The organism is Brevibacterium sp. Z349TD_9 (assembly GCF_056173565.1).
This window is the reverse complement of record NZ_CM149680.1, coordinates 539,243-551,792: the sequence shown is the minus strand read 5'-3', so window position 1 is coordinate 551,792 and position 12,550 is coordinate 539,243. Positions and strand designations below refer to the sequence as shown.

The following is a 12,550-nucleotide window of genomic DNA, read 5'->3' as shown; positions in this document are numbered from 1 at the left end:
CTGTCGGGATGCGGGGCTCTTGCGTTGGCGGGGCTCTGTCGTCAGCGTTGGCGGGGATGTGCCTTCGGCGGGGATGGTTCTCGTCAGCTGAGGGGTCGGGCGTCTGTCGCCGCGTTCGGCGCCACCGGCCTGCGCCTGGCCAGGAGCAGGATGCCGAGGCTGTAGTACGCCGCACCCAGGCAACCGAAGACCACCGGCCACAGTGGGGCGATGTCGAGCAGGGAGGCGATCGCGACGACCACCGTGGCCAACAGCAGTCCGACGACGACCCAGCGGTGCCACGGCTGTCTCGGAGGGGCATCGTCGCTTCCGCGAACGATGAGGGCGATCGGCAGGGCTGCCATCGCGGCCGCGAGGATGAGCGCCGGCAGGCTCACCCAGAAGACTCCGATGCCGATGACCGCGGCGCCGAGCACGCCGCAGATCAGTCCGACGATGCGGTCTCGTTTCGGGTTCACACGATCAGCTCCTTCGGGGTGTCTCGTCGCTCGCCGTGGTGCTCACTACGCTAACGGTGCAGCACGTCGCAGACAAGGCAACGTCGCTGGTGGGAGCGCACAGCCGTCGAATACACCGATGTCGTTCGCGCCGAGGTCGGCAGTCGAGGTACCGGTGTGGTTGACGAGTCCATCCCGTCTGTGTTCACCTCGAAGGACCGGACGAGGACGGTGACTGCGGTCCGACCGATGAGACTCTGAGCACCCCGAACACCCCGAGCGCTCCGATGACCCTGAGCACCCCGATCTCGCAGAAACGAGAAGGCATCATGGCACGCGACGACAACCCGCAATCAACAAAGCCGAGCGGGCACCCCAGGCGGACGATCAGGTTCTTCCCTGACTACTGTCGAACTGTCCTCTGGGAGAACGGATCGGCCAACTACGCGCTCTACCCCGAGGACCTCGGACTGTCGGAGGCGTTGAGCGCAGACATCGTTGCTTGGAACTCGTACTGGAACAGTCATTTCGACCCGTTCGACGGCTGGAAGTCCGAGGAGAGCCGCCGACGAAGCCAAGCTGAAGGCGACGCACTCGTCGAGCGCCTGCGGGACGAGATCGGCAGATTTGCCGACGTCGTTGACGACAGGTGGGCCTAAGACCTCGCCGCCGCGGTGGGGGTCGCCCCGTGTCAGTGCCGGGGGCGGTGCGGAGACTGCTGGTCTGAGGAGTTCGGCTGCTGACCTGCCGGGCCCGGTTGCTGGTCAGACGGTCTCGGCTTCCACCGTTGCGAGTCCCCTGCCTGGTCAGGTCGACGGTCCGCCTGTTGCCTCGAGTCATCGGGCGCCCGGTACGGATCAGGCCCAGCGTTCGGCTGGGGCCGACTCGCCGGTCCACTGAAACCGCCGCCAGACGACTGCTGACCGTACGGCGTCTGACCGCCGTCTGAGACGTGGCCATAGGGCTGCTGGCCGCCAGAGGACGCCTGACCGTACGGGTGGTGACTGTTCGAGTCCTGCCCGCGTCCTTGACCCAGAGGACCCTGGCCCGGCGCCCCGCCCGGATACGGAGCCAGCGCTGTGCTCGACGCGCTGCGGCGCGGCCGTCCTTCACCGAGCGTCGGCTGCGCGACGATGGGAGCCGCTCCGCCGCGGAGTCCCCCGAGGACGTGCAGGAGTCCCAGCGCCCCCAAGAAGAGGAGCAGCGCGATGATCGGAACGAGGACGCCGCCCACCCAGTACGGCAGCCCGGGCCGGTCGATCGTGGTGCTCGTCGCCGCCTGGAGCACCGCGTTGATCACCGGAATGATCACACCGCAACCGGCCGCAACGAGGAGCACCCACCAGCGCCGATTGCGCGCGATCGACCATCCGACAAGGCGGAGGGTGAGCGTGAAGGCGGAGAACACGGCGAAGACAACCGTGCTCACCCAGAACCCCGCATTGAACTGGTAGGAGATCTCAGCGACGAACGCCCCGAGGGCGGGCGGGACGGTCAGCGTGAGGATGATCGCGAAGACGTAGAGTCCACCGCCGATGAGCCGCCGCGCCCACGAAGTGTTCCGGACGAGCGCGAACGCCGCCGCACCGAGGAGCAGAGCGAGGATTCCCGTGAATACCGTGACGAGTGAGTGGAGGCGGCGCACCTCTTCGAAGTCGCCGCTCATGAGGATCGGTGCCAGCAGGACCGCCGGCAGGAAGCCGACGACCATCCCTGTCCAGAGGAGGAACCGCGCGAGCCACCCCGGCGTGTTCGGGGCGATCACCGCAGCAGACCGAGATCCCAGAGGACCCGACTGCCCCATCGCCGACGGGTACGGCGGCTGTCCGCCTGCCTGCCCCCACCCGGCGTCAGGACCGTCCTGGCGCAGATGGGCGGGCACACCCGCGTTCCGCGGCGGCACGTTCCCGGGGCCGGTCCACTGATTCGGCCGGTTCCACTGGTCGGCCCTGCCATGCGGGTAATGGTCGCTCATGCCCTCACTCTATGCGCTCGACCGGGGCGCGGAGGCGACTCCCTCGCCCCCTGCGACCGCAGATGACGACTCACACCCCTGAGCGGACACGCATGTGATTGCCTGAAAGGGCCCGCCGATGCGCTCCGCGCCGGCCGCCGCCCGGCGACCACCGCGGCGACCACCTCGGCGAACGACATCCGAACGAGAGAAGGAGTCCCTCCATGGCCACGATCCGCACCTCGCACGCCGGTTCCCTGCCCCGCACCCCCGAACTGCTCGAGGCGAACAGGGCCAAGCAGGCCCAGAACACCGCCCGCCTCGCCGGGGAGACCGTGACCGACGACGACACCGAACGCTACGACGAGCTGCTCACCGCGAGCGTCGTCGACCTCGTGGGGCGCCAGCGCGACCTGGGGATCTCGCTCCCCAACGACGGCGAGTACGGTCATGCGATGGCTGCCGACTTCGACTACGGCGCGTGGTGGCACTACTCGTTCGCCCGCACCGACGGCCTCGAACTCGACGACGTCGACAAGTGGGAGGCCCCGGCGAAGCGCTCCGAGCCCGGAGCGATCCGGCTGACGAGCTTCGGCGACCGCCGCGACCGCAACCTCTTCGCCGGTGTCTACGGAGATGAGAGTGCGGGCACCGACACCGGCACCCAGCCCCAGTTCCCCAAGGCCACAGGACCGATCAGCTACATCGGCCAGGCCCAGGTCGCCGCCGACATCGCGAACCTCAAAGCCGGTCTGTCGGCTGCCGGATACGACACTCGCGACGGCTACATCAATGCGCTCTCACCCGGCTCGGCGTCCCGCATCGCCAACGAGCACTACGCCACCGAGGAGGAGTTCATCTGGGCGTGGGCCGATGTCCTCCGGGAGGAGTACCTCGCCATCACCGAGGCGGGGCTGACCGTCCAGATCGACGACCCCTCGCTCGCGGAGAACTTCGACCAGATCAATCCCGAGCCGAGCTTCGACGACTATCGGGCCTTCACGCAGATCCGCATCGACGCCCTCAACCACGCCCTGCGCGGCATCGACCCCGCCCAGGTCCGGGTCCACACGTGCTGGGGCTCCTGGCACGGCCCGCATGTCACCGACCTGCCGTTCGCCGAGATCGTCGACCAGGTGCTCACGATCAACGCCGCCGGCATCACCTTCGAAGCCGCGAACGTCCGCCACGAGCACGAGTGGCGGATCTGGGAGGACACGACACTGCCCGAGGGCAAGTACCTCATCCCCGGCATCGTCTCGCATGCGACGAACGTCGTCGAGCATCCCGAGCTCGTCGCCGAACGCATCAGCCGCTTCGCGAAACTCGTCGGCCCCGACAACGTCGTCGCCTCGACCGACTGCGGCCTCGGCGGGCGCGTCCACCCGGAGATCGCCGTCGCGAAGCTCCAGGCGCTCACCGAAGGCGCGGCACTCGCCTCGGCGCGACTCTGACACCGATCGCCCGCACCGAGCCGGTCGCTCAGGCGCCCTTGCCGAGCTCCTCGACGAGGCAGTCGTCGAGCGTCGGATGGGCGAACTGGTACCCGGTCTCCTCGAGCTTGGTCGGCAGGACCTTCTGATCGGCCAGGGCGAGCTCCCTGGCACCGTCCCGACCGAGGACGAGTTCGGTGACGAACCCGGGCGTCGGGATCCGGGCGGGGCGGTGGAGGTGGGAGGCGAGCGCCTCGGCGAACTCCTTCTGTGTGATGAGCTCGGGGGCGACCGCATTGACCGGGCCGCGCACATAGTCGGTGAGCACGGCGTGGACGTACGAGCGGGCAAGATCGTCGAGGGAGACCCAGGCCAGACCCTGCTCTCCGCTGCCGAGCCGCCCGCCGGCTCCGGCGAGGTAGAGCGGGGCCTGCGCTCTGAGGAACCCGCCGAGCGTCGTCAGCGCGATGCCCGAGCGGATCGAGACCCACCGGATGCCGGCGTCCTCGACCCGGGAGGCGGCGGCCTCCCAGTCACGGCAGAGCTCGGCGAGGAACCCCTCCCCGAACGCTCCCGATTCGTCGACGGGCACCTCGGCATGGGCACCGTAGGCGCCGACCGCCGAGGCGCAGACGAAGACCTCGGGGCGCTTCGCCTCGGGCAGGGAGCACATCGTCTCGGCGAGCAGCGTCGTCGAGTCGATCCGCGAGGACCGGATCTCCTCCTTCGCCTTCTTCGTGAACCGGGTTGCGATCGACTTCCCGCCGAGGTGGACGACCGCATCCGCCCACGCGAGGTTCTGCGGATTGAGGATCCCGACCTCGGGATCCCAGTGCACCTCGTAGGGGAACTTCGGCGTCCCGCGCACGAGGAGGCGCACATAGTGCCCGGCGGTGGAGAAGAGAGCCGCGACCTGCCGCCCGACGAGTCCGCTGCCGCCGGCGATGAGGATGTGCTTGCCTTTGCCCTTGCCGATCCGCAGCAGCGGTGCGCTCATCCGTTCGAGGAACGCGAAGTCCATGAGCAGGCGCCGCTGACGGGCTTCGAACGTCGCCTCGATGTAGTGGGTGATGGAGCGGTCGATCGTCTCGAAGCCCTGCGGGGTCATCGAGAACTCGATCGTGTCGGTGATCTGTGAGCCCCCAGCCTCCGAGGTGAACTCATGAGTGTGCTTCCACTGGCTGAGCGGGCCCTTCATCAGCTCGTCGACGAAGGAGAACCGCGACGGCCCTTCGGAGTGGACGGCGGTGAAGGGGCGGCGGACAAGTCCGTAGCTGCCGGGCAGGCTCGCCTTGACCTCGGCGACCGAGCCGGGCGCGAGCGGAGGATAGCTCTCCTGGACGACCTCCTGGGCCCAATGCGGTGAGACGCGGGTGAGTGCTCCGGGCTGAGCGTGCCAGTCGAAGACGGTCTCTGCGGCGAGCGGGACTTCCGAGGTCCACTCGAACTTGGTCATGACATCCCTCCTGTCCTCCGATCTTCCCACCCCAACCTCAAAGTGTGATCCACAACTCGCCCAATGCCCGGTGAATTGGCAGACAACCGACCTTGACCGATCACCGTCGGCACCCATTGCGCAGATGTATGCATGACGCATATGATTCCCGGCATGGCAACGCCCCAGCACTCCGACCTCGAGACCGCGGTGAATGCGTGGCATGAGGCAGTGAACTCAGGAGACCTCGACCGGTGCGCCGAGGCGGTCGGCGATCCCGTCGTCGTCCTCGGTCCCAAGGGGGCGGGACCGATCAGTCCCGCGGACTTCGCCGGCTGGGTCGCACGCTCGGGCATCCGTCTGCGCCCCCGCTCCTGGCACCCGATCAGCGAACGCCTCATCGTCGTCGAGCAGGACGCGACCTGGCCGCAGACTCCGACGCCGACGCGCGTGGCCACGGTCTTCCGCGCCTCCGGCGATGTCGTCACCGCCGCCCTGCGGCTCCCGGATCTCCGGTCCGCACTCGAGCTCGCCTTCATCTGCAGGGAGATGGCGGCCACCGAGGAGCCGCCCACACCATGAGCGCCCCCGCCGCCCACCCGCTCTTCGCCTTCGTCCGCCGGTTCTCCCGCATGCCCATCACCGGCGAAGACGCCGTGGCCGAGAATGGTCGGCTCGTCCTCGTCGCCGAGGCGGTCGATGCCCTCGCACGGCAGGACATCGAGCCCACGGTCAACGCTGTCGCCGCTGAGATCGGGATCGACCAGTCCGGAGCGTCACGGCTCATCACGGCCGCCGCGGACGCCGGACTCGTCGCCACCGCCGCCTCGGCCCATGACGCGAGACGGCGGACCGTGCACCTCACGCCGACCGGGCAGCGGCTGCTCGTCGATGCCCGTCAGTGGCAGGGCGAGGTCGCCGACCGGCTCACCGCCGGCTGGTCCCGCAAGCGCCGGGAGGAGTTCTTCGCGGCGCTGAGCGAAGTCGTCGCCACGGCCGACGCCCTCGACCTCTGAATCGCGCCCAGCCGCCGGTCGCCGTGTGAACGCCGGGCCGCGCACTTCCGCTCCCCGCCCAGCCGCCTGCTCGCGCAGGTCCGGGATCTTCCCGAACCGGAACGCCGCCCAGAAGTCCCCGCGGACGTACCCGTTGTCGACCGTCGGTTCGAAGTCCCAGTGGCGGACGTGCCCGACCCGGAGGGCATCGGCGACGAGGTGACGGCTGCGCTGGGAGGCGAGCACATGGTCTTCGATGACCTCGAGGTCGCAGCGGGCCGCGATCGCCGTCCGCAGCTGCGCGACGGCCTCGGCATACTCCGGTGAATCCGCGCGATTGTGCAGCTCGTCCGGATCGTCCGCGAGGTCGAAGAGCAGGTCGGGATCGCCGGGGCAGACGGTGAGCTTGAGAGTCCCGCGCACGATCGTCACCTGCGGTCGGTACGTCCCCTCGGCGAAGTACTCGATGAGGATGTCCCTGTCCCCCGGCCCCTGCTCCCCTGCTGCCTCCCGACGAGCCGATTCGAGGAGGGAGAGCCCCGAGAGACCCCGATCGGCGTGGTGGGCGACCCCGCCGGTGCCGGTGTGCGCGATCTCGACGAGGGTGGGGGCGAGGTCGAGCAGGGAGACGGGGTCGGCGTACCGGCCGGGGAGGACCACCTCGGCGGGGCCTGCGACGATGAGCGGGACCCGGGACGACTGCTCGTACGGGGACATCTTGTACCAGAGCCCTTTCTCCCCGAGCATGTCGCCGTGATCGCTCGTGACGATGACGACGGTGTTCGCGTCAAGTCCGAGATCGCGCAGGCGCGCCATGATCGCCCCGACGTGGTCGTCGATGTAGGACACGGCGGCATAGTAGGCCCGCCGGGCACGGCGGACATCCTCGATGGCAGGCTCCCGTTCGTCGAGCCCGGACATCGTCCGCAGCCGGTGGCTGTGGGGATCGACGGCCGGGTCGGGAACCTCGGGGTGGGCGGGGTCGGGGATGGCCGTCTCGGCGAAGCGGTCCCAGTGCTCCCTGGGCGGTTCGTACGGGTCGTGGGGGTGGATGAACGAGGTGACCATGAGGAACGGCTGGTCCTCGCCGGCCGCCTGGTTCGCCCGCTTCCGGTCGCCCAGGTGGCGCAGGGTCCGGAAGATCACCTCGTCGTCGAAGTCCTGCTGGACGTTCGCCGTCGCCGCGCCCGCGGTGAAGACGGGGTCGGCCTCGTGGTACCACTGGAGCCTGTCGTGGAGCGGTCGCGTCCAGTCGGGGACCATGTCGAGGTCGGCCGGGTAGACGTCGGTCGTCAGCCGCTCCTCGAAGCCGTGGTGCTGGTCGGGGCCGATGAAGTGCATCCGCCCGATGAGGGCGGTGTGGTAGCCGAGCTTGCGCAGCCGGTGGGCGAACGTCGGCACCGAAGCGGCGAAGTCATCGCCGTTGTCGAGGCAGTCGATCTCCGAGGGCATGCGCCCGGTCATCATCGACGCCCGCGAGGGGGCGCACAGCGGAGTCGTGCAGTAGGCACGGTCGAAGACGGCACCGGATTCTGCGAGCTCGTCGATGTGCGGGGTCAGGGCCGCCTCGTTGCCGTAGGCGCCGAGAGCTTCGGCCGCCATCTGGTCGGCCTGGATGACGACGATGTTCGGGGGTTGCATATGCTGGTCACGTCCTTGCGAATGAGGGCGCGACCATCGTCGGGCGCGCCGTGAGCTACGTCGGTGAGGTGGGGAATGGAGTCATGCTGCGGTCCTTCGCGGACATCGCCGACCGAGTCCGACGGGCAGGCGTCGCCCCCACCCGAGGTGGGTGTTGTGGAAGAAGAATCCCCCGCCGAGGTGGCTGTGCCGAGCCGGGAACCGTCCCGCGACGAGGACGGCGTCATCGCCGCCCTCGCCGAGTACGCGTCCGCCGAGATGCGCATGGTCGGCCTCACCGGCGGGGTCTTCCGCATGGGCAGCGAGGATTCCCTCGCCTACCCGGAGGACGGTGAGGGGCCGGTCCGTGAGGTGGATATCGCTCCATTCGCGATCGCGGCGACGACGGTCACACGCGCCGAGTTCGCCGCGTTCGTCCTCGCCACCGGTCACCGCACCGGCGCCGAGGCGTACGGTGATTCGCTCGTCTTCGCCGGTCTCCTCGACGCCGAGGCCCTCGAAACCTCCCCGGCTGTGGCGGCGACCCCGTGGTGGCGGCAGGTCGCGGGTGCGTCGTGGCTGCACCCCGAGGGCCCGGGCCGCACTCTGGTCGGGCAGGGCACCGCCGCCGGCGGCGAGCACGGCAACGGCCAGGAGCGCGGTGCCGACGCGAGGCTGAGAGCGGACCATGCGTTCATCGTCGCACGCCCCGACCATCCCGTCACCCACGTGACGCGGTATGACGCCGAGGCCTATGCCGAGTGGGTGGGCGCCCGGCTGCCGACCGAGGCCGAATGGGAGTTCGCGGCCCGCGGCGGACTCGACCAGCAACCCTACCCGTGGGGGTCGATCCGGGAACCTGACGGTGTCCCGCGGATGAAGACCTTCGTCGGCGCCTTCCCCGACCACCCCACCGAACCGGTCGGCACCGTCGCTGTCGACGCGTACCCGCCGAACGGCTTCGGGCTGCACAACATGACCGGCAACGTCTGGGAGTGGACGAGCGGAAGCTTCGGTCCCGATGATGCGCGGGCGGTCATCCGCGGCGGCTCGCACCTCTGCCACGCCTCGTACTGCCGCCGTTACCGCACCTCAGCGCGCAGCGCGGTCACCCCGGAGACGTCACTCGGTCACACGGGATTTCGCCTCGCCGTCGACCTCTGAGGCCGACCGGGGCTCGGCGTCTGCGGACTCATCCGGCGCGGACTCAGCGTCCGAGGCGGAGTCGGGGGTCGCCTCGGCGGGGGCGGTGTCCTTCGTCTCCGGAGTCCAGCCGTCCTCCCACTCCCCGGTGCCGTAGTCGTAGCCGACGGGCTCGCCGTCCTCATCGGTGCGCTGGTACCAGTCGGTGTAGGCCTCGTCCTCGGAGACGATGTCGCCGTTCGCACCGTCGCCGGGTTCGGTCGGCACGACCTGGAGGGCGAAGTTGTCGCCGTAGGTCTCGGCGCCGGCGACGACGGCGTTGTCGACGGCGTTCTGCGCGTACCGGCGGCGCAGGGCCATCGGGTCGGTGCGCAGCTCCTTGACCCACGCGACGATGATGAAGAGCATGACGAGGGCGAAGGGGACGGCGGTGACGATGACGAGCTGCTGGAGACCCTCGAGTGCGCTCGCGTCGCCGAGGAGGAGCATGACGACGGCGATGCCCGACATCACGAGACCCCAGAAGACGACGACCCACTTCCGCGGTGACTGGTCGCCGCGGCTCGTGAGCATGCCCATGACGACGGACGCGGAGTCGGCCGAGGTGATGAAGAAGATCGCGAGGACGACGATCGCGACCGCCGGCAGCCAGCCGAGGAAGGGGAGGTTGTCGATGAGGGTGAAGAACACCTCGGGGGCGGCCATGGTGTCGGTGAAGCCCGCCGCGCCCTCCCGGTAGAGCCAGATCGACGTTCCGCCCATGATTCCGTAGGCGACGAAGAGGAGCGTCGAGGGGATGAAGATCGTGCCGAGGATGAACTGGCGGATCGAACGGCCACGGGAGATGCGGGCGATGAACGTGCCGACGAACGGCGACCACGAGATCCACCACGCCCAGTAGTAGACGGTCCACACGGACTGGAACTCCTGGGTCTCGGCACCCCACGACAGCGACCGGCCCATGAGGTCGAAGAACGACCCGAGGTACTCCATGAGCGCCGAGGGCAGGAGGTTGAGGAGGAAGAGGGTGGGGCCGAGGAAGAGGACGAGGCCGACGATGCCGATCGTGAGCACGATGTTGATCGAGGACAGGTAGCGGATGCCGCGGGAGACCCCGGAGACGGCGGAGATGATGAAGCCGATCGTGAGCACGCAGATGATGAGGACGAGCATCGTGTTCGTCATCGGGCCGATGCCGGAGACGATCGAGACCCCGGTGCCGATCTGCATCGCGGCGATCCCGAGGGCCGCGGCGGTGCCGAAGAGGGTCGCGACGATCGCGAAGATGTCGACGAGCTTGCCGGCGAAGCCCTCCGTCTGACGCTGGCCGAAGAGGGTGCGGAAAATCGAGGAGAGCAGCAGGGACCGGCCCCGCCGGTAGGCGGCGTAGGCGATCGCGCCGCCGACGAGGGCGTACATCGCCCACGCGTGGAAGCCCCAGTGGTAGTACGTCTGGGCCATCGCCCCGTGGAGGGCCTCGGTCGTCTCGGGGTCGTTCGTCAGCGGCGGCGGGGTGATGAAGTAGGTGAGCGGTTCGGAGGGTCCGAAGAAGAGGACGCCGATGCCGATGCCCGCGGCGAAGAGCATCGCCACCCATGCGAAGGTGCTGAACTCGGCCTTCTCCCCGTCCTTGCCCAGCGGGATCCGCCCGTACGGGGAGAACGCGAGGATGAGGAGGGAGACGAGGACGACGATGGCGACGAGGTTGAAGAACCAGCCGACGTTGAGCGTCGACCAGTCGAAGGCGGTCTTCGCCACCGAGGCGACGCTGCCGGGATCGGTGATGCCCCAGATGACGAACGCCACCGTCAGAGACCCGGCGATCGCGAAGATCACTGTGTCGAGGGAGTAGCGTCGCCGCTGCTCGTCGATGGCGATGCCGGGGACGAGGATCGGGTGGATGTCGTGCGGGTACTGGGCGTTCGGGCCCTCGGGAGCCGGGTCGGCTGCCTCGTTGGGGCGCTTGGGGCGGGCATAGTCAAGGGCGCCGAGGCGTTTGCCGGTGCCCTTGCCCACCCGTTTCGCATCGTTGCCCACGCGTTTCGCATCGGCCTTGAGCCGGTCGCGGGCTGCCCGGCGCGCGGTGGTGTGCTCGGGCGGGGTGCCGTTAACGGTGGTGGGCGGGGTGTCGCTTCCCGGGGTGTGCGGGGTGTCGTTCGCCGAGTCATCGGACATGACGAAGGGCCTTTCTCAGTCGTCGTTCTCTCGTGGTTCGTGCGCGTGTGGCCTGTGCGAGTTCGGTCTGCGCGCGGCCGCTCTCTGCGTGTGCGGTCTGTGCGCGTGTGGCCTGTGCGAGTTCGGTCTGCGCGCGTGTGGTCGGTGCGCGCGCCTTCACGGACCGGTCGACGGCGGCGACGAATACGGCTGTCCGGCGCACCGTGTCCGACCTGCGCGCCAAGTCCGCCGGGGGCACCTGCTCGGCCCGGCACACCTGGTCTGACGGAGGTCACGTGCGGGGTTCAGAACGTCCCGCCGCTCGGATCGACTGCCTTCGGGGTCGCCGGTTGACGACAGTGCGACTTGGCATCTCCGAAGCGGCTCATGGTCTGTGAGGCTAACAGCATCGCCGAGGCTTCTCAAAGGCGCGCTGACGCATTCGGTCGCATCCGGGGCTCGACCCCGCAAAAGAGACGGCCGGTCCGCGAGATCGCGGACCGGCCGTTCCAGTGCCCGGCTCCGGCGGGCAGCGCATGCAGCTGCGCCAGGTGTTCAGTCGGGCATCGTGCTCTGTCGGGCAGCCCTCAGTTGAGCAGCGCCCGGTCTCCGAGCGAGGCCCCCTTGAGCTTCGAGAACTCCCCGAGGAGGGTCTCGACGGTGAGGGTCTTCTTCGCCTCGGCGTCGGCTTCGTAGATGATGCGTCCCTCGTGCATCATGATCAGCCGGTTGCCCAGCGCGATCGCCTGCTCCATGTTGTGGGTGACCATGAGCGTGGTCAGCCCGTCGGCGGCGACGATCTTCTCCGTCAGCTCCGTCACCAGTGCTGCCCGCTGCGGGTCGAGGGCGGCCGTGTGCTCGTCGAGGAGGAGGATCCGCGGCTGGGTGAACCCGGCCATGAGCAGGCTCAGCGCCTGCCGCTGACCGCCCGAGAGCAGCCCGACCTTCGTCTTCAGCCGGTTCTCGAGTCCGAGTTCGAGCGTTTCGAGTTCCGCACGGAACTTCTTCCGCCTCGCCGAGGTGGTCCCCCGCCCCAGCCCGCGCCGACGTCCGCGCTTGAGGGCGAGCGAGAGGTTCTGTTCGATCGTCAGGTCCGGTGCGGTGCCGGCCATCGGGTCCTGGAACACCCGCCCGAGGTAGGCGGCACGATGGTACTCGCGCTTCTTCGACACCTCGGCGCCGTCGATGGTGATCGACCCGGAGTCGATGGGCAGGCGCCCGGAGATCGTGTTGAGCAGGGTCGACTTGCCGGCGCCGTTCGAGCCGATGACGGTGACGAAATCGGATTCGGAGAGGGTGAGCGAGAGCCCTTGGAGGGCTTTGCGCTCATTGACGGTGCCGGGGAAGAACGTCTTCGAGATCGTGTCGATGGTCAGCAT

At 68.9% G+C, this 12,550-nt stretch carries 10 protein-coding genes and 1 pseudogene; 5 read left to right on the top strand and 6 right to left on the bottom strand.

What is annotated here, in order from left to right; translation table 11 throughout:
- Positions 1 to 83 precede the first annotated feature (83 nt).
- Entirely contained in the window at positions 84 to 458 is a 375-nt protein-coding gene (locus tag AC0VYB_RS02380) for a hypothetical protein (protein WP_009380240.1), read from the bottom strand.
- A gap of 308 nt (positions 459 to 766) precedes the next feature.
- On the opposite strand from AC0VYB_RS02380, the gene AC0VYB_RS02375 reads away from it, so the two are divergent.
- Complete coding sequence (locus AC0VYB_RS02375; protein ID WP_009380242.1) at positions 767 to 1,096, top strand: hypothetical protein; 330 nt, start codon at positions 767 to 769, stop codon at positions 1,094 to 1,096.
- Positions 1,097 to 1,128: 32 nt separating this feature from the next.
- Here the strand turns inward: AC0VYB_RS02375 and AC0VYB_RS02370 are convergent, their stop codons facing one another.
- Positions 1,129 to 2,412, bottom strand: a complete 1,284-nt coding sequence (locus tag AC0VYB_RS02370) for a hypothetical protein (RefSeq protein ID WP_146001427.1) — start codon at positions 2,410 to 2,412, stop codon at positions 1,129 to 1,131.
- 203 nt (positions 2,413 to 2,615) lie between these two features.
- On the opposite strand from AC0VYB_RS02370, the gene AC0VYB_RS02365 reads away from it, so the two are divergent.
- A complete protein-coding gene (locus AC0VYB_RS02365) occupies positions 2,616 to 3,845 on the top strand; it encodes a cobalamin-independent methionine synthase II family protein (protein ID WP_009380246.1) in 1,230 nt (409 codons plus the stop codon).
- Positions 3,846 to 3,873: 28 nt separating this feature from the next.
- Here AC0VYB_RS02365 and AC0VYB_RS02360 read toward each other — a convergent pair whose 3' ends face one another.
- The gene (locus AC0VYB_RS02360; RefSeq protein WP_009380247.1) at positions 3,874 to 5,280 is read right to left on the bottom strand and encodes a TIGR01777 family oxidoreductase; all 1,407 of its coding nucleotides are present in this window, start codon (positions 5,278 to 5,280) and stop codon (positions 3,874 to 3,876) included.
- A 153-nt stretch (positions 5,281 to 5,433) separates the two neighbouring features.
- On the opposite strand from AC0VYB_RS02360, the gene AC0VYB_RS02355 reads away from it, so the two are divergent.
- Both AC0VYB_RS02355 and AC0VYB_RS02350 read left to right on the top strand, forming a co-directional pair.
- A complete protein-coding gene (locus tag AC0VYB_RS02355) occupies positions 5,434 to 5,841 on the top strand; it encodes a hypothetical protein (protein ID WP_009380249.1) in 408 nt (135 codons plus the stop codon).
- A pseudogene (locus tag AC0VYB_RS02350) lies at positions 5,838 to 6,047 on the top strand (hypothetical protein); the annotation flags it as partial. The gene AC0VYB_RS02355 and the pseudogene AC0VYB_RS02350, both read left to right, overlap by 4 nt.
- On the opposite strand, the gene betC reads toward AC0VYB_RS02350, so the two are convergent.
- A complete protein-coding gene (gene betC, locus AC0VYB_RS02345; protein ID WP_167560114.1) occupies positions 6,036 to 7,895 on the bottom strand; it encodes a choline-sulfatase in 1,860 nt (619 codons plus the stop codon). The pseudogene AC0VYB_RS02350 and the gene betC sit on opposite strands and share 12 nt — an antisense overlap.
- 156 nt (positions 7,896 to 8,051) lie before the next feature.
- Here betC and AC0VYB_RS02340 point away from each other — a divergent pair, with 156 nt between their 5' ends.
- On the top strand, positions 8,052 to 9,038 hold the full coding sequence (locus tag AC0VYB_RS02340; protein ID WP_009380255.1) for an SUMF1/EgtB/PvdO family nonheme iron enzyme: 987 nt from the start codon (positions 8,052 to 8,054) through the stop codon (positions 9,036 to 9,038).
- Here the strand turns inward: AC0VYB_RS02340 and AC0VYB_RS02335 are convergent.
- Both AC0VYB_RS02335 and AC0VYB_RS02330 read right to left on the bottom strand, forming a co-directional pair.
- Complete coding sequence (locus AC0VYB_RS02335; RefSeq protein ID WP_475385022.1) at positions 8,997 to 11,192, bottom strand: BCCT family transporter; 2,196 nt, start codon at positions 11,190 to 11,192, stop codon at positions 8,997 to 8,999. The two genes, AC0VYB_RS02340 and AC0VYB_RS02335, sit on opposite strands and share 42 nt — an antisense overlap.
- Positions 11,193 to 11,758: 566 nt before the next feature.
- Positions 11,759 to 12,550, bottom strand: a complete 792-nt coding sequence (locus AC0VYB_RS02330) for an ABC transporter ATP-binding protein (protein WP_342039077.1) — start codon at positions 12,548 to 12,550, stop codon at positions 11,759 to 11,761.